The following is a 21035-nucleotide window of genomic DNA, read 5'->3' on the forward strand; positions in this document are numbered from 1 at the left end:
TGGAATGCCGAGTTTCGCATGCCGGACGGCATGCACCTGATTGGGCTGCCGGGGGGTATCTCGAAGGGACGAGACCGTGATCAAGACCGCCCTTGTCGCCATGACCATCGTCGGCTGCGACTGCGACGCCAAGCTGTGCGAATATATCGGAGAGACGCCGGCCAAGTGGTCGACCATCGCCGACTGCGAAGCCGCGATGAAAAGCCAGATCCTGCACGAGCGCAATTTCAACTATCCGCTGGTGTCCGGCATCTGCCGCACCAAGGGATCGGCCTCATCCTCGCACCTGGCCGCGATCGCGTCCGGCCCGGAACTGAAGCCCGCCAGCAAGATCGTTCGGACAGAAAGACCGCTGCCGCCCGAGCTCAGCCATCGGCCGAGCGTCCCGGTCGGCGCGCCGACGACGGCCGTCGAGGCGGATGCCGCCCGGCCCGTCGCCTATGAACAGGTGGTCGACGGCGGAACCGGCGTGCTCTACCGCACCAAGAACGGCTATGCCGTGGTCAAGACCGATCTTGGCCGCGCGGCTTCCGCCACCGCCGACGCGGCAAAGCGCTCGGTGAACTGGCTGGCCGGCCTGGTACCGACGGGGCTGTAGGCTTCACTTACATCTTCACCTTCGGGCTCTCCCAGAACTTGTCGATCAGCGGCTGTTCGGTGCCCAGGTCCCCACTCCCGACGCGCGTGATGAACAACAGCCCCTGATCGGCCAGGCCATAGCCAACGATCTCGAAATACGCGGTGTCGGTGCGCGTCTTCACTTCGGCGCGGATACCGGTCAGCTCCCTCCCGTCGGCAAGCTTGCGCGTGGTCGGCTGCTGCGTCAGCTCCGCGCCTGCCTGCACCGATTCCTTGGTCATCTCCTGCAGCATCAGTTGGTTGAGCGACACCGGATTCATCTTGCCATACTCCTGCACGACCACGATCGTGCCCAGCGCCGAGGCCATCAGATATTGCGTTATGTTTTCGCCGAGATCGGTCTTGGTCACCGAAATGCCGCTCGGATGATTGAAGGAGAAACTGCCGCCGGAAAAGGTGGCGAAATCGTTCTTGTCGAGCTTCACTTCGACCTGTTTGCCGTCCGGCAACGTCACCTTGGTGCTCTCGCCGGCATCGATGTCCAACGTCTTGCCGTCGCTCGTCAGCCTGAAGGCCTTGAGGTCCTCGGACGCGGCGGACCCAGCGCACAAGGCGATAAGAATGAAGGCTGCCGCCGATACCATGCGCATTGGCCGTTCTCCTGCTTCATTCATGAACAGTTCCCCCGGGAAAGCACTGCGCGGTTTCCCGGACCTGCACTTACGCCACCCCGCTCAGCGCCTTGATGCCACGGTAGAAGGTCGAGGAAAACAGCTCCGTCGGGTCAAATCGCCGCTTTGCCGCCAGCACGGCCGGCAGCTCTGGATAGGACGCCAGCAGCTCCTTGCCCGTATAGTGCAGCTGATAGGGCAGGAAGAACCGGCCGCCATGCTTGATCGTCACGTCGATCAGCGCCTGCGTCAGCGCCCGCATCTTGGCGTTGCCGCCGGCATCGGCCGGCTGGTTGATGTAGAGCACCAGCGAATAGGCCGGCTCCGGCGCATAGGTGAGCGCGACGTCCTCCTTGTGGACGATACGCACCGAAGCGTTGAGCACCGGCAAATCCTGGTTGCGCAGGATCTCGCGTGCTTCCGCTATGAATGGATTATACGCCGCGCGTGGAATAAAATATTCGTGCAGTATGTCGGTCTCGTCCGTGAGGTCGTTGAACAGATACGGCACCGAATCGTGCATCGGGTTGTTGCGGGTGACGAGACAGGCCTCGCCTTCGGCCATGGCTGCGTTGCGCGCCACCGTACAACTCTCGAATTTGGGCTCCAGCGTCCTTTCGGTGAACCATTTCAGTTCCTGGAACGCGCTGCCCCACTTGGCCATGTTCATGATCACCCGCTTCAGGCCGACGCCATCGGGTTCGCCGAGCGCCGGCTGGTCCGCCGGGGGCTCTTCGGCCACCTTGTCGTAGCGATAGACGATCATGTCCTCGAGGAAATTGCCCGGCGCCGTCGACAGATGGCCGTAGAACAGGCCGATGTCCTTGTTCGGCTCCAGCACCGCGGCGAAGAATTTCGGGAAATCATCCGATCTTATGATCTCGCGTGAGGTCCGGTAGACGGCGTTGTCGACGATATCGAGCGTCGCCTCCAGCACCACGCCGAACAGGCCGTAGCCACCGACGACGTGGCGGAACAGGTCGCTATTGTCCGTGGGCGAGCAGGTTGTCACCGATCCGTCGGCCAGCATCACCCGCATCGAGCGGATCGAGCCGGCGACCGAGCCCGCCTGGTGGTCCATGCCATGCGCGTTCACCGACAGCGAGCCGCCGACCGAAAAGATGTCGGTCGACTGCATCGCCTTCACGGCGAAACGCGGATGCAGCATGTTCTGGATATCGTGCCAGCGCGCGCCGGGCTGCACGCTCATGGTTCTGGCCGCGGTGTCCACCGTGACCTTGTTGAATTTCCTGAGATCCAGAACCAGCGCATTGTCGTCGAAGGCATGCCCGCCCATCGAATGGCGGACGGCCGCCAGCGACACCTTCAAATCATTGGCGCGCGCGAAGGCCAGCGCCTTGGCGATATGCTCTTCCTCGCTGACCTCGACCACGCCATAGACCGGCGTCCGCGATAGGCCGCTGGCGTCGTTGATGTCGCCGCCTTTCGCCAGCCAGGGCAGCGACGGGTCGAAGGCCGGCGGGTTGGCGATCGGCTTCAGCGGCAGCGCGATGCCGTCTATGTCGGCGATGCGCCCGGCGTCCTTCGGCCCCGACGGGCCGCGCGCCAGCCGCGCCACCGTGGTGCCGCCCCACAGCACGGCGCCGCCGAACACGGCCGCTCCCAGCAGCAGTCGCCGCGACAGGCGAAATCCCTTTTGTCCCTCAGCCATGGACCCCCCATTGGCCAAGGGATAGCGCGGCTTTTTGGCAAAAACCAGCCGCGGTCCAGGCATCGGCGCGCCCCGGCGTGCCTGGGCACGACGGGGCGAATTCCAACGCGGATTGCATGGCTGTCACGTCGGCAGCGCGCGGTCGCAACCGTACCGGGGGGCCTTGTCCGGCTCCATGCCGCTGACGGGAGAAGAATTGTGCCGCCCCTCACCCTGCCCTCTATGGGAGGGCAGTTGCCGTGAAGTGGATGAGGGGCAGCGCGGCGTTGGCCGTCTTTTCAGCCAGCGCCGGATTTCATGCTCTACGAAGCCTTCTTGATCGACGTCACCATGCCGGTCTTGTCGTCGACTGTCACCGCCACCTTGGCGCCGACCTTCAATTTGCCGACCGACGCTTCGGGCGACAGCTGGTAGATCTTGCCGTCGTCGAGGGTGACCGACTTGGTCGTCGGGTCGACCGCCTGGATGGTGTCCTGGACGGTCGCGGCATAGGCCGTGCCGAGGAAGGCAAGCAGGGCAGCGGTGGTTGCGAGGGTCTTCTTCATTGGAAAGCACTCCGTGCTGTTTCGGTTTTCCGGCGCCGCCTTGGGAGAGAGCGGCACCGAACGGCCCGAGACTGGGGCGAAGAGCGAGCTGTCGGCAAATCACGTTGGATGTATTTTCGCAAGGAAATCATCGGCTTAATTCCGACACAATAGCCACCACCCCCTCAATTTCGACAATCGCTCCGCCCTCGCGGGGAGGCTCTTGCGCACAAGAAAAGAGTCGCTTGGACGATTGCGGCCGAAAGCCATCGTCGATCACGCGGCCGCCGCAATCCGGGCCTGGCCGCATCACGAAACAGCCCGCCGATTTTCCATCGGGACACATTTTATGTCGCGGGCCGGCTCATGGCTTCTATCCGAAGGAAACGAAATTCACGCCAGGGTTGCAGTGCCGGCGCGAATACAGCATGCTGTATTCGTTGCCATGCAGGGGACTTCCATGAGAATCGCCGTCCGCACCACACTATCTCTGATGCTGGCGCTTTTGCCGGACCTGGCTGGCGCGCAAGGCGCCGATCCAGGTGACGACAAGACGCTGATTTTTGCTCCCGGCGATCCAGAGATGAAGGCGGCGACAGAAAAGGCACTCGCCAGCCTCGACGAGTTCCTGGCCCTGTCCGAAGCCCCTCCTGCCGGCACGGACAGGTACAAATTGAAGGTCAAGGTGCGTGACGGCAACGTCACCGAGCACTTCTGGGTTATTCCCTTTCGTCGTACGCAAACGGGATTCGTCGGCATATTGGCAAACCAGCCCGAGGAAGTGAGCAACGTCGTGCTTGGCCAGAATATCGAGTTCACGCGCGCCGATATTTCCGATTGGGGCTACACCAGGGACGGCCATCAGGTCGGCAGCTTCACCGTCTGCGTGATGTTCACCAGGATGTCGAAGGACGAGGTGGACTATATGCGCGGCAAATACGGCTTCGACTGCTGAGGCTCTCAAGCCGAAGCACCTCGAACCGGCCTGTCGGCGGCTTAGTCCCTGGCGCCGACCTTGCGCACCAGCGCGGCCGTCGCCAGCATCGCGCCTATGTCCGAAATCATCGGCGCGACATGGGTCTGGTAATCCAGCGGCACTGAAATGGCGGGCAGTTCGAAGAAGTTCTTGCCCTGCGGCAAGAGCAGGAAACCATCGCTGCCGTTGAGCGCGACCCGCGCCGGATCGTCACGCCAGGTTTCGCCCAGCCATCTCAGCGCCTGCGCCAGCCGGCCGGTCACCAGCGGCCGCGCCGCCTCGATATTGTCGGTGCGGAATTCGTAGGCGGCGTCGAGCAGGGCGTCGCCCGATTGCAGGTCCTGCATCTTGGACCCGAACACCCCACGGAAAAACCCGACCACCGCATTGGACCGCCGCGTCGCCACCAATATGCCCGCGAACGGCTCGATTGCCTCGAACGCGACGATCACCCCCTTGAAGGCGGTCGACGAGCCTTTGCCCGTTCCTTCGCGCAGTTCCGCTTCGTAGAGCTCGAACGGAAACGTATCGTAGCGGCCGGAAATGACATCGTCGAACGATTGCCGGTTGAAGGGGCCGACCGCCTCACGCGGCAGCCGGTCGAACGAGTTCGGCCTTTCGCCATGCTGGTAGCTGACATCCCTGATGAAGCCGAAGATGATCGGCAGCAGCGTGTTGCGGAACGACTGCTGCAGCCGCGTCGCGGGTTTCACCGCCTGGAAATAGAGCAGGATAGAAGCGGCGAAACCAATGACATAGAGGAACACATGTGGTGTCGAGACCCATTGCTCGTTTGGGTCGGCGACCTTGTTGAACAGCCAGGCGACAACCGCCACCGCGATCAGCGCCAGGCCGACGAACACCGGCACCCGCCAGCGCACTTGTCGGACCGCCGACGCCCGCGCCGCCTCGTAAGCCTCGATGTTTTTCCGGATGCCGGCGATGACCGTTTCGCTCGGCATGAAATCCGCTGTTTCCACCGCCACCCCCGCAAGCCAATGCTATCCTCATGATACCCGCTTTTTCGGGAAAGTCGCCAACCGCCGATGATAGGCGCGGCAGGCCCCTCACCTTGCGGCGGAAGGAAAGATCGCGTTCAGCCGCCTCTCGGCCTTCTCTCTCATCGTCCGCTCCAATGCCTCGATCGGCACCAACCGCTCGTGGTCGCCGACCCGCAGCCGCGCAAACGGATACAGTCGGTAGGCCGCGACTGTCCCACGTGTCCCACCGTCCGCGCTGACATCGACACTGAAAATCCCGCCGATGCGCCCCGGCCACGGCTGGCGGGCAAAAGCGGTGCCGAGGAAATCGCCAAGCCCATAGGCAGCCACCGTCGCGCCGATCCGCTCGACCGGCTGCACGACATGAGCATGATGGCCGGCGATCAGCCCGACGCCTTGCGCCGTCAGCCGCCGCGCCAACGCCCTGGTTTCGGCACGTGGGAAATGCCGGAACTCCCAGTCCCAATGCGGCACGGCACAGAGGAGATCGACCCCCGCGCCCGCCGCGCGTGGCCAGCGAGCCGGATCGCCTTCGATGGCGACGCGGCCGGCAAACAGCTTGTCGTCGGCATTGCGCCAGAGGGTGAAGGCGGCGAAGCCGATGGCAAGCGGCCCGGCCGTGAACCGTTCGACCGGACCATTGGCGGCCAGGCCGATGCCGCGGATGCCGAGCCGCCGCAAGGCCGCAAGCGTCGCCTCGAAGCCGGCGACGCCCTGGTCGAACACGTGATTGTTGGCCAGCGACAGCACCAGTTTTTCACGGTCGATCCCGACCGCGGCCAGCGCTTCGGCCAGAAAGCGCTCACTCATCGCATGATGCGTGCCAAGCCTGGTTCCCAGCACCGCGCTCGGCCTGTCGACAACGGGGCTTTCGCAATTGCCGATCACCAGGTCGGCTGCTCCAAGCAGCGCCTTGATCGCCGGATCGCACTCCGGCGCACGGCTGTTGGCCACCGCCGAGATATCGCCGATGAAGGCCAGCCGCACCGTCTGTCCCGGTGGCGGCTCCATCAGCGTCGCCGATGCCGGCGCAAACCCGTTGGCGTCGCCCCCCAGCGACGGCTTCAGGAAACGCGGCAGCCAGGACAGTTTGTAGGAAAGCGGATAGTTCGACACGGCTACGCCCAATCGTTTGCCTTCTGTAAACCGTCCGTGGGTCGGGTTGAAGCGCATCCCTCGGCAATCATGCAACGATGTGGACCACCAAATTGGCCGTGACAGGCGCGATGCCGCAAATAGCCGCAAATCCGTGTATGGTTGTCCACGACAAATGCTTGGGAGGGGAAAGATGACACGACTGGCAAGCCTGCTGGCTTCCGCCTTCATTGTGCTTCTGCCGGTGTCTGCCGCGCAGGCCGCCATGCCCGAAGCGGCAACCGCTTTGTTCGAGGCGAGGACCGTGGCCGCCCGCGACAGCGCCCTGTCGACGCTGGAAACTGCGGCGCCCGGGGATCCGGCATCGGCCTATGCCGCCGGCGCTGGCGAGTTCTTCACCGCGCTCGAACTGCTGGCCAGCGGCCTGCACCGCCATGGCTTCGAGAGCCCACAATCCTTCATGCTGCCGCTGATGCAGCTCCCCGTGCCGGCCAATCCCAATCCCGAGCCGCTGACCTATGAGGCGTTCCGCGCCATCCTCGTCGCTTTCCGCGACCGGCTGGGAAAATCCGCCGCGACACTGGGCTCGGTGCCGGCCGGTGCCGATATCGGCATGGTCATCGACCTCACCCATGTCGGCATCGACCTCAACGAGGACGGCACGATCGCGCCGGACGAAAGCATGGCCGCTATCATGACGGCGCTGTCGCGCGGCAGCGTTGCACTGGACGGCGCCGCGCCCTCGCTCACCTTCCGCTTCGACCGCGCCGACGGCTACTGGCTGCAGGGCTATGCGCAGTTCCTGATGGCGCAGGCCGATTTCTGGCTGGCGCATGATTTCAGGAGCACCTTCGACGGCTCGTTCCACATGCTGTTCCCGCGCGCTAAACTGCCGCTGCAGAATATTCTCGTGCCGCCGCCGAGCGAGATGGGCTCGAACATCTTTGCCTCGGAGTGGCGCATCGCCGACTTCATCTCGATGGTGCACATGATCAACTGGCCGGTGGTCGAGCCGGAGCGCCGCAAGGCGGCGCGCCAGGAACTGCTCGAAATGATCCGGCTGTCGCGCGAGGACTGGAAGGCGATCCGCGCCGAGACCGACAATGACCGCGAATGGCTGCCCGGCCCGCAGCAGAAGGGCGAAAACCCGCTCACCGGACTCGAAGTCGGAGAAGAGCAGGTGCAGGCCTGGCTCGCCACCTTGACCATGGCCGAGGACCTGCTCGAAGGCCGTGCCCTGCTGCCGCATTTCCGCGTCACCGGCAAGGGCATCAACATGAAGCGCTTCTTCGACGAGCCGAAGCCCTTCGACCTCGTGCTGTCGATCACCGGCCCGGGCATCGCGCCTTATCTGGAGAGCGGCAAGATCCTGACCAGCGAGGATTTCGACCAGATCCAGCGCGAGTTCAGCGGCGGCGGGTTTTTGACGTTTGCGCTGTGGTTCAACTGAGCGGCCATCGTGGGGCGAAACCTATCGCTTCGTCATCCTATGGCGGAGCAAGGAGCGGAGCGACGCGGCGCAGACCATAGGATCCATGCCGGGACTTCAAAGCGTTGCTACGGTTCAGAATTCTGCTCCGCGGCGCTCTGCCGTTAACGTCACGGAATGGATCCCAGGGTCTCCGCGACGGAGCTTCGCTCCTGCTTCGCCCTAGGATGACGAAGTTTGGCTAGGCTTCAGCCAATAACAAACGATGCGACAGGCACCTAAAAAATCGCCCCCTGATAAAGCACCGCCTCCGCCTCTTCGGGCGCGAATCGGCGCGCCAGCGACCGGAACGCGCTGTGCACGCCGTCGCGATCGATGTTGCAACTTCTGAGATGCCTGACCGCCAGCGTCGGGTCGAACTCGGTGCGGCCGTGCAGCACACGCTGGTTGTCGAAGACGAGCACCTCGCCCGGTTGCAGCTGGTGCTGGAACTGGTTTTGCGGATCGCGGATCAGCCGCGTCAATTCGGCCAGCGCCTCTGTCAGGTCGTCGATCCGGTCGAGCGGCGCTGATTGCGGCGCGAGGCAACGGTCGTTGAAACGAATGCCGGTGACGGCGCCCGCCGCATCGAGGCTGAAGACATGCGCCTCGGCGCTGAAGAAGACCTCGCCAGAATGCTCGCGATGGAAGGTGACGCCGTGCCGCGTCAGCAGATCGAACAGCTCGGGCGAGTGCGTCCGCATCAGCTCGGCGACATGAAAGCCATCGACCATCAGCGACGTACCGCCGCTGCCGGCACCCGTGCGGATGGCGTGAAAGAAGATGAAGCCCGGCGGCGAATAACGAAACGGCTCGTCGGTGTGCGGAATCTGCGCCCGCGCCGTCTCTCCCGCGACCCGCGCATCCGGCCGCGAAATCAGGTCGAATACCTTGCCGTAGCTGGTCTCGCGGATCGGCCCGTAGCGCCCGGCGACACGCGCCGTCGCCTCGGCCTCGGCGGGAACGCCGGTCAGCATGGCGATGCCATGGTCGCGCAACGCCCTGAGCGAGGCAAACAGCGCCGCGTCGTCGGCCACCACCGCATCGAAGGCGAAGCGCCCGAGTTGCCCGGATAGATCGCTGCTCCACAGGCGCGGCTGGAACCGGATCGGGCCCGAACCGTCGAAATGGCTGGCGAGCGCGGCCGCGTCGTAGCGCGACACATGCCCGTCCTGCCAGATCGCGCTGACCTGGCCAGGTGTGGAGAGGTCGAAGCTCTCGGCATGGACGGTCTTGCCGACATCGGCCGGCGTCAGCCATCGCTTGCCGGAAGCGGTGTCGCCGCACAGCTCGCATTCGCAGGCGAGGCGCAGCCAGCGCGTCGAGAGTTTTGCCGAGCCGCCATCGGCGAGATCCACGGCGACGCGCGTGCCCTCGGCGCGCATGGCGCGGATCGGCGTCGCCGGAATGGCGCCTGGTATGTGCTGGTCTGCATGCTTTGGCGTGTCGAGCATCCGATGTCCCCTGCGGTTGAATTTCTTCGGCAAGTCTAGGCAGCCGCAAGCCTTGATTCAAACGAGTTCCCTTCCCAAACTTTTGAGGTAAGCTCAAAACATGATGCTGAGGGATTTGCCGCTTTCGGGTTTACGGGCGCTGGTGGCTGCCGCCAGGACCGGCAGCCTGACGCGCGCCGCCGAGGAACTGGGGGTGACGCCCGGCGCTATCGGCCACCAGATCCGGCAATTGGAGCAGCGGCTCGGCGCCAGGCTGGTCCGGCGCGAAGGCAACGGCATCGTGTTGACGCGCGCCGCGGAGGCCGCCCTGCCCGACATCGACCGCGGCTTCGACGCGCTGGCCTCGGGCCTGCGCCGGCTGCGCTTCGAACGGCAGGCCGAGACCTTCACCATCTCGGCCGATCCTTCCTTCGCCTCGCTGTGGCTGGCGCCCCGCCTGGCCATGGTGCGACCGGCCCTGGGGCGGCTGGAAGTCCGCGTCGTCACGTCCGTCGCGCTCGACGCGATGGCGCAGGAAGGCGTCGACCTTGCCATCAGCTACCGTAAGGGCTCCACATCGGACATTCAGGCGCTCGAGCTGTTCACCGAACGGGTGATCCCGGCCTGCGCGCCGGCATTGGTCAGGGCCGGACCGGACAGAGCCGAAATCCTGGACAGGTTACCCCTTTTGCATATCGATCCGATGATGGGCGACGATGTCTATCCGGCCTGGCGCGACTGGTTCACGGCGGCAGGGCGGCAAAGGAAAGATATCGACCAGGGTCCGCGCTTCGGATTGACCATTGTCGCGGCGCAGGCAGCGATCGCCGGGATGGGCGCGCTTCTGGCCAGCGAACTGGTGCTGCGCCGCCATCTCGACGCCGGCCATCTGGTCGAGATCGCACGTGAGGTGCCGGCCCTGACCATCAGACGCCGCATCGTCTGGCCCGAACACGGTCCGAAGGCCCGCCGCGCGGCGCTAGTGGCGGCGGCGCTCGTGACGGCCGCCGGCGCCGGCATCGATGGCGCCCTGCCCCGATAAGCACAGCCGCGATCAGAAGAAGCGGCGCTGCAGCCGCAGCAGCCCGGCCACGGCCCCGGTGATCAGCGCGTTGGATATCACGCCCACCGCGCCGCTGGTCCAGGCGATGTCGCCGGATTGGCCAAGGACGGCGAAGGGATAGAGCATGGCGATCACGACAAGCGCCGCAACCAGTCCGAGCCAGCCCGCGCCCGGCCGCCTGACCCTGAGGCTGAGGAAATAGGCGATCGCGACGAGCAGGATTCTGAGCGGGTCCAGTATCTGGGCCACGACAATGGCTATCAAAAGCATGGCTGGCACTAAGCCTTAAAGGCGCGATCTTTCAAGACCGCGATGCCGCCGCCACGGTGAACTCGCCCTGCGGACAAGGGCGGGCCCTTAGCGGGCAAACCCATGCAGCCGGCCCAGCAGCCATTGCAGCGGATTGTTGACGAATGCCTTGGTGACGAAACTGTCATGCGCCGCGTCCGAGGCGAGCAAGGCGATAGTGCCGGCTTCCAGTGCTCGCGGCGGGTCGGCGCTCGCCTGGATGCCCTTGCCCGCCAGCAACCGCCTGATCTCGGCATTGCCGGAGGCCGAGGACTTGCCATAGGCGCTGACGAAGAAACGCTTGCGATGGCGCGCGATCCAGTCGGCGAAGATGTCGGCCTCGTCGAAGACGGCGTCGAGCAGGATGACGCCGAGCAGCCGCGTACCGATATCGCCGTTCCTCAGAATCGAAGCTGCCGGGTTGTAGCCGCCGCTATAGGCGGCGAGCACGACCGGCATGGCCTCGAATTTTGCCGCCCCGGCGCCGGTCAGTCTGGCCAGGCCTTGCGCCGCCTCGGCCATGAACCCGGAAAAAAAGCCCGGCGTCCAGAAATTGCCGGCACTGGAATCCTGCGCGTCGCGGGCGAATTGCGGCGCAACCAGCACGGCGTTGAGGCCTGAAGCCGCGACCTGCGCGACGACGCGCTGGCGCCCGACCACGTCGCGCTGCAAGGTGGCGCCATTGCCGTGGAAGAATACGATGATGACAGCCGGCCTGGCGGGATCGAAGCCCTTGGGAACGGCGAGCAGCGTCGAACGATCGGAATAGGTCTCGTCTTCCCAGTAGATGCCGCCGCGCGGCGAAGTGTGGCCATGGCGGCCGCTCGCATCGACGTCGAGAAACGGCGCGGAGCCGTCGGGCAGTCTGCCGCGATAGGGAAAGGGCGAGGCCTTGAACGGCACGATGCCCGATATCGCCTTCTTCAACCCGGCGCCCTCGGTCGTGGCTGGAAATACCGCCGTGGCCAGCAGTCCGGCGACGATGGCGCGACGGTCAGGCATGGGCTGGCTGCCCGATCGGCACGGCCCTCGATGGCAAGAGCACGGCAAAGAAGGCCGGGATGGCGACGAGATAGGCGATCGCTGCCCATTGCAGCACGGCGCTCAGCCCGAAGCTGGTGGCGACGATCGGCACCGCGGCCGAACCGATCACCGAGAAACAGCCATTGATGCCCCAGGCCCAGACGAAAAGATGTTCCTTGCCGAGCCGCGCCAGCCGGGTCATGGCGGTGGCCATCGGCATGCCCATCAGGAAGGCCGGCGGCGACACCAGCAGGAAGCAGAGCAGCAGCCGCGCCGCATAGGGATAGGCGCCGATGCGGTCCAGCACCGGCGACAGATAGAAGCCATAGGCCAGGAGCAGCGCGCAGACCGCCAGCAGCACGAGAGGCAGCAGCGTCCGGGCGCGGTCGAAGATGCGCTCGGCGAACAGGCTGCCGAGGCCGGAAAACACCAGCATCGAGGAGATCAGCACCGACGCCGACACGGTCGGGTTGGCGAGCGCCACGGTAAAGCGGCTGATCAGCCCGACCTCGACCATAATGTAGCCGAGGCCGAGGCAGGCGAAATAAAGGATGGTGCCGAGCTTGCCGCGCGAGCGCGAGAAGACGATGCGCCAGCCGAAGATCATGGGCAGCAGCACCAGCGACGCCGCGGTGATGCAGGCGATGCCGAGCGTCGCCCAGATCAGCAGATAGCCCCAGTCGTCCTGGAACAAATCGAGCCGGTCGAGCGTGCGCGGCAGGTCGGCGACCTTCACATAGGCGGCGAAATAGGGCTGGTCGTTGCTCAGCGCATGGGCGTCGAAAACATAGTCGGCGGCGAGCTTTTCCCAGCCGCCGGTCAGAAGTGCATGCCATGTCATGCGCTGCAGTTCGGTCGCCGGCAGCACCTGCGGGCCGGCATTGCCGGCGGCATCCGCACAGGCATCGAGCGTCGGATCGACCGGGGCCGTCGGATCGCAATCTGGGTTGACTGGGGCGGTCGGGTCGGCGGGCGCCGTCGCATCGGCGGCCGGCTGCGTCAGCGTCGCGTCCTGTGCGCTGCCGAAGATCGAGGCACGATAATCATCGAGCACCTTTTGCGCGCCCGAACCGTCATAGGTTATTCCTGGATAGTAGACCTCTTCCCAGGACATCGATTTGGTGTAGTCGCGCAGCGTCTTGATTTCGGCCTCGGTGAAGCCGCCGCGCTTGAACAGAACCGTTGTCGTCGAGAGATAGCTCGACACGGCGAAGATATCGTTGGCCGCGCCCTGGGGGTCGAATGCCTTCGCCGCCTCGGCGATGGTCGAATAGAGCTTGAGCACCGATTTCGGCGGCTCTTCCTTGTTCCACAAGGTCACCGACAGCACGCCGCCATCGGCCAGCGCATGCATGTAGCTCAGCATCGCTTCGCGCGTGTAGGCATACTTCTCCGAGATGGCGAAGCCGCCGGGATTGGACAGGCCGACGCTGTCGGCGAGGCTGAGGTCGATGACGTCGTAGCGCTCCATCGTGTTGGCGAGGAACAGCCGCCCGTCATAGTCGATCACCTTGAGCCGCGGATCGGCCAGGATATCGCCGGTGACATCCTTCAGAAGGGGATCGCGGAATGCCCGCAACGTCATCGGGTTGCTCTCGGCAACAGTTACCGAGGTCGAGCCGGCATTGAGCGCGGCCTGGGTCGAGATGCCGCCGCCGAATTGCACGACGAATGTCTTGGGCTTGTCCTTGATGACATAGGGATAATGCATCGGCAGGTAGCGGAAATAGACCTGTTCCGCCGGCGCCAGATTGCGCATGATGCCTTCCGGCCCGTCGCCGTCGCGATACATGCCGACATAGCTGTTGGCCGGAACCTCGGGCATGCCGAAGGCGGCATTGTCGCTCAGCCCAGGCGCGAAATGCATGTAGGAGCTGGCATAGACCTGCAGGTCGCCGAAGGGCGAGATGCTGCGGTAGATGCGCTTGCCGTCGGGAAAGTTGCGGGCATAGGCGACGCCCTTATATTGCGAGACGGTGATGTCGGGTATGCCTGTAAGCCCGGGCAGCAAGAGGTAGCCTGATATCGACAGCACCGCGACGACGGCGCCCGCGACAACGCTCTTCCACGCGCCGAACGCGGCAAACCACAAGAGCGAGCCGGCCGCCCACAAAAGCAGCGGCACGACGATGATGGTTTCGGGCGCGAACAGATAGAGCGACACCAGCACGACGAGGCCGGCAAGACCCGAGCCTGTCAGGTCGGCGAAATAGACGCGGCCGAAGGCGGTACGGCTTTTCAGGAAGACGATGCCGAGGAAGAAGGCGCCGGCCAGGAACGGCAGGAGATAGAGCAGGAAATTGGCGAGCAGCCGCCATTTCTGCTGGGGATCGGAAACCAGGAAGATGGCGTTGAACGGCACCGTCTGGGCAATGAGGTTGGCGGCGACGGCAAGCGGGCCGATCAGCAGCAGGGCTATAGTCGCCGCGCCCTGCCAGTGGCGGTCGAACCAGCCCTTGCCGGCGAAGATGACGACGCTGGACAAGGAGAAGCCGAGCATGGCGAGGCTGACCACCAGCGAGCCGAAATGCGACCAGCTGCCGACGGCGAACACCCGCATCACGGCGATCTGCAGGGCGATGATGGCGCCGGCGATCAGCCCGACCGCGAGATAGTGCGGCAGACGTGGCGCCTCCAGCGAAGCAATGCCTGGTCGAGAGGTCGATGCGACGGCTGCCATTCAGGCCCCTTGATGCGAAAACCCAGCAAGGCCGGTGCCGTCGCGCGGCAACTCAGCCGTTATGCGTGCCGACGATCTGGTCGCCTTCCAGCTTGGTGAAGGGCACGAAAGGCACCACCTTGCCATTGTAGATGTCGGAGCGGACGATGTTGAACGTGCCGTCGGCAAGCTGTTGCTTGATCACCTTGAGCACATGCTGGGCGCCGGGCGGACCGACCGGGATGACCATCACGCCATTGGGCTTCAGCTGCTGCAGCAGAGACGGCGGAATGTGGTCGATGCCGCAGGTGACGATGATCTTGTCGAACGGGCCGACGCTCTCCCAGCCATAGTAGCCGTCGGCGTTGCGGCTGGTGACCGAGCCGAACTCGCTGTAGCCGCGCTCGATCAGCCCATCATAGGTGCGGCGGGTGCGCTGTGCCAGCGGATTGATGATCTCGATCGTGTGCACCTTGTCGGTGAGGTTGGCCAGATAGGCCGACTGGTAGCCCGAGCCGGTGCCGATCTCGAGCACGGACTCGCCGAACTGCACGTCGATGGACGTGGTCATGCGCCCGACCAGATGCGGACCCGAGATCGTCACGCCATAGCCGATGTCGAGAAAGGCGTGGTCGTAGGCGCGCCCCAGATTCTGCTGCAGCACGAACTCCTCACGCGGCGTCAGCAGGAAGGCGCGCTTGTTGCGGTCGTCCAGCACGTCCTTGTTGTAGACCATGATCTGGAAGCGATCGAATCGCTCGGCCAGGAATTTCGGATCCTCGCCGCGATTGGCCACCATCCAGTCGATGAACGACTTTTTGTCCTTGAACGGTACGTCCGCATTGCGGTCGTAGGGAACCGGCACGGCGGCCTTGACGGCGGCCGGAACAATGGAAAACGCCGCAGCACCCGCCGACAGCGCCAAGAAGTCCCGACGCTTCATGGAAAAGCCTCCAAAAGTGGCCTTTGCCACCTTAAAACCAAGCACTTGACCGGATTGCACGGCCTCCCAAAACGAGTCAATCGGGCGCCGGAAGGCGATCCTCCAGATCGAAAAATTGTGGCAGGACGGCAACAGTTGCCGCCGACGCCGGCAGGACGTGCCACGCCCCGATCGAAGCATGTCGACGCGCCGTATTGCCGCGAGAAGCGCCGAAATGCCCGTTTGCGAGAATTAGCAAAGGCTGTTTTGCTTGACTTGCCTGGCAAAAACAGGCAGCAAAACACCCTTGGAAGGGCTGCAATACCGCGTGCATGGTCGTGGACAAGCCTTTTTCGGCACAAAGTCCACGTCTCTCGCTTGGTTTTGAGAGGGATTGGTTAACCAACTTTGTCCATATTTTGAAGCAATCGGCAACTAACGACAGGCGCGGCAAACGCGTCGGGGACCACCTGGGATCACTCACAGAATGGTCGTCGCGACCATCACGGTCGCGGACGTGGGAGCCGATTGGAGCAAGATTGGTTGCATGGCGTTCTTGAGTCAGAAAATTGTCGGGGACAGGCGTTGGAGCGGTGAGACCGCTTGCGATGAGCCACGTGCCTCATCCTTCACCCCTGAACGGGTCGTCCGCTGGGTCGCGGTGCCGGGCGTCGGCGCTGCCGTCGGCCTATGGCTCGTCGGCACCATGGTTGGCCTCAGCTCCGTCGGCGCTTCGCTGTCGGCGACGTCTGCCGGCCTGCCGCAGACATTGTCGATGCCGGGCTCGCTCGCCCTCGCCGATCCGCTGAAACAGCATTTCCTCAGCTCTTCCGCGCCCTTCGTGACGGCCAATGCCCATGGCGGCGCACAGGCGCTGCATGATCATGCCGTACAGTGCGGCGCCAGCTGCTTCAAGCTTGCCGCGGTAGCGCCTCAGGCGGAAAAATCCGCGCGCCTTATGGCGCAGGCCAAGCCGGCGCCGGTGACGGCCAAGTCGAAATCGCAGCAGCGCTTCGAGCTAGTCGAAGCGTCGCTGTCGCCGACAAAGCTGGCCGCTGCCTTTGCCAATGCTGGAAAGCCGGCGGCCGGGGCCAGCACCCGCCCCCTGATTTCCAGCGCCGCCCCGCAAATCACCGAAGCGTCCCTGGTGCCGTCCGTCCAGGTCATGGCCAGCCTGTCCGACGACATGCCGGCTCCGGTGGCGGAACGCTTCGCCCGCCTTGATGCGGACGCCGTCGTGCAGACCGCGCCGGCGCCGATGGGCTTCGCCCAGGCGCAGGCGCCTGACAATGCGCAGCTGGCGCTGGCCCTCGTGCAGTCGATGCCGGTCGAGGACGAAGCCTTCGCCTCGCCGCTGCCGATGACCGAATCCCCGGCCGACGTCGCCGTCGCGCCTGTCGAGACCCAACCGGAACAGCCCGGCGACGCGGCCTCCCTGCCGGATGCCCTCACCGATGACGTGCCGCTGCCGACCCGCCGGCCGCAATATGACACGCCGCAGCCCAAGGTCGTGGAACAGGACAAGCCGGCTCAGCAGCCCAAGGCGCTGGCACAGAAGCCCGCCCCCCAGGCAAAACCGGTCCAGGTGGCCAGGCAGCCTGCCCGCCAGGGCCGCTCCGGCGAAAACGGCGACGTGCTGGCCTATGCCAAGCCGGACACGCCTTCGGGTGGCCTCGGCCAGGCGTTCAGGAACCTGTTCAACGGCCCGAGCGCCGGCACCGGCGCCGGCCATGGCGTGGCCGTCTATGACATCAGCGCCAAGACCGTCTACATGCCCGACGGCCAGCGGCTCGAGGCGCATTCCGGTCTCGGCGCCATGGTCGACCAGCCGCGCTATGTCCATGTCAAGGACCGTGGCCCGACGCCGCCCAACACCTACAATCTGTCGCTGCGCGAATCGCGCTTCCACGGCGTCGAGGCCCTGCGCCTGACGCCGGTGAGCGGCGGCAACAAATACAACCGCAACGGCCTGCTCGCCCACACCTACATGCTGCGCGGCGGCCGCGCCGAATCCAATGGCTGCGTGGTCTTCAGGGACTATGCCCGCTTCCTCGCCGCCTTCAAGAAGGGCAAGGTCACACGCCTCGTCGTGGTCGATCGCCTGAGGGGATCGGCGACCCGGGTCGCGTCGAACGGAAGCGGCGCCTGAGATAAGCCCCCGCCACCTACTGACAGCCTTCTGTCAGGAGCATGAGGCGGCCGCCGGCCCATCCTCATCGCGCTCTTTCCATTTTGGCTGAGAAATCCCATATTCGGGACATGGCCAAATCCCCCGACAAAAGAACGCCGCCGACGGCGAATGACGACCGCGCCGCGCCGAAACGGCGCAGCCCGCTGACCGATTTCCTCGACGCCTCGGAGCCGCTGCACAAGGGCGGCTTCGCCGAGATGCCGCAGGCCGAACTGTCGGGCACGCCGCTGACCGGTTCGATCGCGGATTGGGCCGAGCAGATCGAACAGGAGGCAGAGCGCGAAGGCCGCGCCACGGGCAAGGGTGGCGGCGCCAAGGCGCCGAAGAAAATTCCCGAGCGCTCCGCAGCCCCGGGACGCACCGCGCGCGGCACCTCGATGGGCGGCGCCGCGACCGCCCGCGAACGCGCCGCGGCCGGCCTCAATCCGGTCGCCGGCCTCGACGTCTCCCTGGAGGAAGCCGAGACGATGACCTCGAGCGGCGTCACCGCCACGGTGGCGGCGCTCTCGGCACTGATCGAGTCCGGCAATCCGCTGCACAAGGACGGCGTGCTGTGGACGCCGCACCGCCCGGCCCGGCCGGAAAAGTCGGAAGGCGGTATCACCATCAAGATGGTGTCGGATTTCGAGCCGGCCGGAGACCAGCCGACCGCAATCAAGGATCTGGTCGAGGGCGTCGACAACAGCGACCGCACCCAGGTGCTGCTCGGCGTCACCGGCTCGGGCAAGACCTTCACCATGGCCAAGGTGATCGAGGAGACGCAGCGCCCTGCCCTGATCCTGGCGCCGAACAAGACGCTGGCCGCCCAGCTCTATGCCGAGTTCAAGAAGTTCTTCCCCGACAATGCGGTGGAGTATTTTGTCTCCTATTACGACTACTACCAGCCGGAAGCCTACGTTCCGCGCACCGACACCTTCATCGAGAAGGAATCCTCGATCAACGAGCAGATCGACCGCATGCGCCACTCGGCGACGCGCTCGCTGCTTGAGCGCGACGACGTCATCATCGTCGCTTCGGTCTCCTGCATCTACGGTATCGGCTCGGTCGAGACCTATACGGCGATGACCTTCCAGATGCAGATCGGCGACCGGCTCGACCAGCGCGCGCTGCTCGCCGACCTCGTCGCCCAGCAGTACAAGCGCCAGGAGGTCAATTTCGTGCGCGGCTCGTTCCGCGTGCGCGGCGACACCATCGAAATCTTCCCTGCCCACCTCGAAGACCGGGCGTGGCGCATCTCGATGTTCGGCGACGAGATCGAGGCGATCACCGAATTCGACCCGCTGACCGGCCAGAAGACCGGTGAGCTGAAAAGCGTCAAGATCTACGCCAACTCGCACTATGTGACGCCGCGCCCGACGCTCAACCAGGCGATCAAGTCGATCAAGGAAGAGTTGAAGCACCGGCTGGTCGAACTGGAGCGCGCCGGACGCCTGCTCGAAGCGCAGCGGCTGGAGCAGCGCACCCGCTTCGATCTCGAAATGCTGGAAGCCACCGGCTCCTGCGCCGGCATCGAGAACTATTCGCGCTACCTCACCGGCCGCCAACCGGGCGATCCGCCGCCGACGCTGTTCGAATATATTCCGGACAACGCGCTGGTCTTCATCGACGAAAGCCACGTCACCGTGCCGCAGATCGGCGGCATGTATCGCGGCGACTTCAGGCGCAAGGCGACGCTGGCCGAGTATGGCTTCCGCCTGCCCTCCTGCATGGACAACCGGCCGCTGCGCTTCGAGGAGTGGGACGCCATGCGCCCGCTCTCGGTTGCCGTTTCGGCGACGCCAGGCGGCTGGGAGATGGAACAGTCCGGCGGCGTCTTCGCCGAGCAGGTCATCCGCCCGACCGGGCTGATCGATCCGCCGGTCGAGGTGCGCCCGGCCAAGAGCCAGGTCGACGATGTCGTCGGCGAGATCCGCGACACCACCGCCGCCGGCTATCGCACGCTGGTCACCGTGTTGACCAAGCGCATGGCCGAGGACCTGACCGAATATCTGCACGAACAGGGCGTGCGCGTGCGCTACATGCATTCCGACATCGACACGCTGGAGCGTATCGAGATCCTGCGCGATTTGCGTCTCGGCGCCTTCGACGTCCTGGTCGGCATCAATCTTCTGCGCGAGGGCCTCGACATCCCCGAATGCGGCTTCGTCGCCATTCTCGATGCCGACAAGGAAGGTTTCCTGCGCTCGGAGACATCGCTGATCCAGACGATCGGCCGCGCTGCCCGCAACGTCGACGGCAAGGTCATCCTCTATGCCGACCAGGTCACCGGCTCGATGGAACGCGCGATGGCCGAGACCAACCGCCGCCGCGAGAAACAGATGGAGTGGAACGCCGCCAACGGCATCACCCCGGAATCGGTGAAGTCGCGCATCTCGGACATCCTGGATTCGGTCTACGAGAAGGACCACGTCCGCGCCGACATCTCGCAGTTCACCGACAGCGCCGGCGCCATGATGGGCAACAATTTCAAGGCCCATCTCGACGCGCTGGACAAGCAGATGCGCGACGCCGCCGCCAATCTCGACTTCGAGAAGGCGGCCCGCATCCGCGACGAGATCAAGCGCCTGCGCGAGATGGAACTGTCGATCTCCGACGATCCGCTGGCCCGCGAAGTGGAGGGCCAGAGTCCGGCGTCGGGCCGCGAAAAGGGCAAGCACAACAAGGGCGTGGCCAAGCATCGGACGGCGGAAGAGCAGGAGCGTTTCCGCAAGCTCGACGCCGCCCGTGCTGCCGAAGAGGCGGCCAAGGCTGCCCGGCCCAATCTCTTCCGCAAGCCCGAACTCGACGAGATGGGCGCCGACGGCGCCGTACCCGTGAAGAAGCCGCTCTTCGCCAAGCCGTCGATCGACGACATGGGGCCTGGCACCGACATGCCGACGCCGGCCGGAGCGGTGTCGCGCTCGCTGTTCAAGAAGCAGACCGCGCAGGAAGCGCACGGCTCCGACTTCGGCATTCCCGGTGAAGCCACCAAGCCACTGTTCAAGAAGAACTCGCTGGACGAGATGACGGTGCGCCGCACGGAAAAGCCTGTCGAAGGAAAAGTGCCGGCAAAGCCCCAGCCAATCTCCCCCCAGATGGGGGAGATGTCCGGCAGGACAGAGGGGGGCGCGACGGATCACGGCGCCAAACCAATCGTGCGCCAGCGCGCCGGCATCGGCTCGTACGAGGATCCGGGCGACGCCCGCCGGGAAAAGCGCCGGCCGAGCAAGACGGGGCGACCGGGGAAATAGGTCGAAGGAACTCACGCGGGGCGCCTCTGGAACCGAGCGCCGCGCCTTCTCCCCGTAAACGGGGAGAAGTCAGCTGGCCGCAACCTCACCGCCCGTCTTGCAATGCTGGCGATTCGCGAAATAGGTGGCAGCGTCCTTCTCCCCGTCACTATACGGGGAGAAGTGCCCGGCAGGGCGATGAGCGACTATCTGTTGTGTCAAGTTGCATTTGCGAACTCCACGCGCGCATCGCGTGCTTTT

The 21035-nt window shown here is 64.9% G+C and carries 16 protein-coding genes; 6 read left to right on the forward strand and 10 right to left on the reverse strand.

Features of this window, described 5'->3' with window-relative positions; all coding sequences use genetic code 11:
• Nucleotides 1-76 precede the first annotated feature (76 nt).
• Entirely contained in the window at nucleotides 77-598 is a 522-nt protein-coding gene (locus FJ967_RS30960) for a hypothetical protein (RefSeq protein WP_140736114.1), read from the forward strand.
• Between the two features lie 7 nt (nucleotides 599-605).
• On the opposite strand, the gene FJ967_RS30965 is transcribed toward FJ967_RS30960, so the two are convergent.
• The 3 genes from FJ967_RS30965 to FJ967_RS30975 all read right to left on the reverse strand — a co-directional run bounded on the left by FJ967_RS30965 (nucleotide 606) and on the right by FJ967_RS30975 (nucleotide 3467).
• Complete coding sequence (locus FJ967_RS30965) at nucleotides 606-1229, reverse strand: hypothetical protein (protein WP_140736115.1); 624 nt, start codon at nucleotides 1227-1229, stop codon at nucleotides 606-608.
• Nucleotides 1230-1299: 70 nt separating this feature from the next.
• On the reverse strand, nucleotides 1300-2922 hold the full coding sequence (locus FJ967_RS30970) for an FAD-binding oxidoreductase (protein WP_140736116.1): 1623 nt from the start codon (nucleotides 2920-2922) through the stop codon (nucleotides 1300-1302).
• A 302-nt stretch (nucleotides 2923-3224) separates the two neighbouring features.
• Nucleotides 3225-3467, reverse strand: a complete 243-nt coding sequence (locus FJ967_RS30975) for a DUF1344 domain-containing protein (protein ID WP_140736117.1) — start codon at nucleotides 3465-3467, stop codon at nucleotides 3225-3227.
• A gap of 439 nt (nucleotides 3468-3906) precedes the next feature.
• Between FJ967_RS30975 and FJ967_RS30980 the strand changes: the two genes are divergently transcribed.
• Nucleotides 3907-4401, forward strand: a complete 495-nt coding sequence (locus tag FJ967_RS30980; protein WP_140736118.1) for a DUF2314 domain-containing protein — start codon at nucleotides 3907-3909, stop codon at nucleotides 4399-4401.
• A 41-nt stretch (nucleotides 4402-4442) separates the two neighbouring features.
• On the opposite strand, the gene FJ967_RS30985 is transcribed toward FJ967_RS30980, so the two are convergent.
• Together FJ967_RS30985 and FJ967_RS30990 are read right to left on the reverse strand one after the other, a co-directional pair.
• On the reverse strand, nucleotides 4443-5384 hold the full coding sequence (locus FJ967_RS30985) for a DUF3137 domain-containing protein (RefSeq protein WP_181176208.1): 942 nt from the start codon (nucleotides 5382-5384) through the stop codon (nucleotides 4443-4445).
• A 105-nt stretch (nucleotides 5385-5489) separates the two neighbouring features.
• Nucleotides 5490-6539 (reverse strand): CapA family protein, encoded by a 1050-nt coding sequence (locus FJ967_RS30990; RefSeq protein WP_140736131.1) that lies wholly within the window; start codon nucleotides 6537-6539, stop codon nucleotides 5490-5492.
• Between the two features lie 172 nt (nucleotides 6540-6711).
• Here FJ967_RS30990 and FJ967_RS30995 point away from each other — a divergent pair, with 172 nt between their 5' ends.
• On the forward strand, nucleotides 6712-7968 hold the full coding sequence (locus FJ967_RS30995) for a hypothetical protein (protein ID WP_140736120.1): 1257 nt from the start codon (nucleotides 6712-6714) through the stop codon (nucleotides 7966-7968).
• 257 nt (nucleotides 7969-8225) lie between these two features.
• On the opposite strand, the gene FJ967_RS31000 is transcribed toward FJ967_RS30995, so the two are convergent.
• Nucleotides 8226-9440 (reverse strand): TauD/TfdA family dioxygenase, encoded by a 1215-nt coding sequence (locus tag FJ967_RS31000; protein ID WP_140736121.1) that lies wholly within the window; start codon nucleotides 9438-9440, stop codon nucleotides 8226-8228.
• A gap of 100 nt (nucleotides 9441-9540) precedes the next feature.
• On the opposite strand from FJ967_RS31000, the gene FJ967_RS31005 reads away from it, so the two are divergent.
• On the forward strand, nucleotides 9541-10461 hold the full coding sequence (locus tag FJ967_RS31005) for a LysR substrate-binding domain-containing protein (RefSeq protein ID WP_140736122.1): 921 nt from the start codon (nucleotides 9541-9543) through the stop codon (nucleotides 10459-10461).
• Between the two features lie 12 nt (nucleotides 10462-10473).
• On the opposite strand, the gene FJ967_RS31010 is transcribed toward FJ967_RS31005, so the two are convergent.
• From FJ967_RS31010 to FJ967_RS31025, 4 genes are all read right to left on the reverse strand, one after another.
• A complete protein-coding gene (locus tag FJ967_RS31010; protein ID WP_140736123.1) occupies nucleotides 10474-10752 on the reverse strand; it encodes a hypothetical protein in 279 nt (92 codons plus the stop codon).
• Nucleotides 10753-10839: 87 nt separating this feature from the next.
• Nucleotides 10840-11772, reverse strand: coding sequence for a hypothetical protein (locus FJ967_RS31015; protein WP_140736124.1), 933 nt, complete (start codon nucleotides 11770-11772; stop codon nucleotides 10840-10842).
• Entirely contained in the window at nucleotides 11765-14473 is a 2709-nt protein-coding gene (locus tag FJ967_RS31020; protein ID WP_140736125.1) for a hypothetical protein, read from the reverse strand. Before FJ967_RS31020 ends, FJ967_RS31015 begins: the two co-directional genes overlap by 8 nt.
• 52 nt (nucleotides 14474-14525) lie before the next feature.
• Entirely contained in the window at nucleotides 14526-15395 is an 870-nt protein-coding gene (locus FJ967_RS31025) for a protein-L-isoaspartate O-methyltransferase (protein WP_140736126.1), read from the reverse strand.
• Between the two features lie 526 nt (nucleotides 15396-15921).
• Here FJ967_RS31025 and FJ967_RS31030 point away from each other — a divergent pair.
• Both FJ967_RS31030 and uvrB read left to right on the forward strand, forming a co-directional pair.
• Nucleotides 15922-17523: a DUF2778 domain-containing protein gene (locus FJ967_RS31030; RefSeq protein WP_140736127.1), complete on the forward strand. Its 1602-nt coding sequence runs from the start codon at nucleotides 15922-15924 to the stop codon at nucleotides 17521-17523.
• A gap of 110 nt (nucleotides 17524-17633) precedes the next feature.
• Nucleotides 17634-20795 (forward strand): excinuclease ABC subunit UvrB, encoded by a 3162-nt coding sequence (gene uvrB, locus FJ967_RS31035; RefSeq protein WP_140736128.1) that lies wholly within the window; start codon nucleotides 17634-17636, stop codon nucleotides 20793-20795.
• The last annotated feature ends 240 nt before the right edge of the window (nucleotides 20796-21035 follow it).

This window comes from Mesorhizobium sp. B2-3-4, from assembly GCF_006442315.1.
In the GTDB taxonomy this organism is placed as follows: domain Bacteria; phylum Pseudomonadota; class Alphaproteobacteria; order Rhizobiales; family Rhizobiaceae; genus Mesorhizobium.

Coding starts and splice junctions, on each gene's coding strand:
- FJ967_RS30965 (WP_140736115.1), bottom strand. CDS start 1,229: ATGCGCATGGTATCGGCGGCAGCCTTCATTCTTATCGCCTTGTGCGCT.
- FJ967_RS30970 (WP_140736116.1), bottom strand. CDS start 2,922: ATGGCTGAGGGACAAAAGGGATTTCGCCTGTCGCGGCGACTGCTGCTG.
- FJ967_RS30975 (WP_140736117.1), bottom strand. CDS start 3,467: ATGAAGAAGACCCTCGCAACCACCGCTGCCCTGCTTGCCTTCCTCGGC.
- FJ967_RS30980 (WP_140736118.1), top strand. CDS start 3,907: ATGAGAATCGCCGTCCGCACCACACTATCTCTGATGCTGGCGCTTTTG.
- FJ967_RS30985 (WP_181176208.1), bottom strand. CDS start 5,384: ATGCCGAGCGAAACGGTCATCGCCGGCATCCGGAAAAACATCGAGGCT.
- FJ967_RS30995 (WP_140736120.1), top strand. CDS start 6,712: ATGACACGACTGGCAAGCCTGCTGGCTTCCGCCTTCATTGTGCTTCTG.
- FJ967_RS31000 (WP_140736121.1), bottom strand. CDS start 9,440: ATGCTCGACACGCCAAAGCATGCAGACCAGCACATACCAGGCGCCATT.
- FJ967_RS31005 (WP_140736122.1), top strand. CDS start 9,541: ATGATGCTGAGGGATTTGCCGCTTTCGGGTTTACGGGCGCTGGTGGCT.
- FJ967_RS31010 (WP_140736123.1), bottom strand. CDS start 10,752: ATGCTTTTGATAGCCATTGTCGTGGCCCAGATACTGGACCCGCTCAGA.
- FJ967_RS31015 (WP_140736124.1), bottom strand. CDS start 11,772: ATGCCTGACCGTCGCGCCATCGTCGCCGGACTGCTGGCCACGGCGGTA.
- FJ967_RS31020 (WP_140736125.1), bottom strand. CDS start 14,473: ATGGCAGCCGTCGCATCGACCTCTCGACCAGGCATTGCTTCGCTGGAG.
- FJ967_RS31025 (WP_140736126.1), bottom strand. CDS start 15,395: ATGAAGCGTCGGGACTTCTTGGCGCTGTCGGCGGGTGCTGCGGCGTTT.
- FJ967_RS31030 (WP_140736127.1), top strand. CDS start 15,922: ATGGCGTTCTTGAGTCAGAAAATTGTCGGGGACAGGCGTTGGAGCGGT.
- uvrB (WP_140736128.1), top strand. CDS start 17,634: ATGGCCAAATCCCCCGACAAAAGAACGCCGCCGACGGCGAATGACGAC.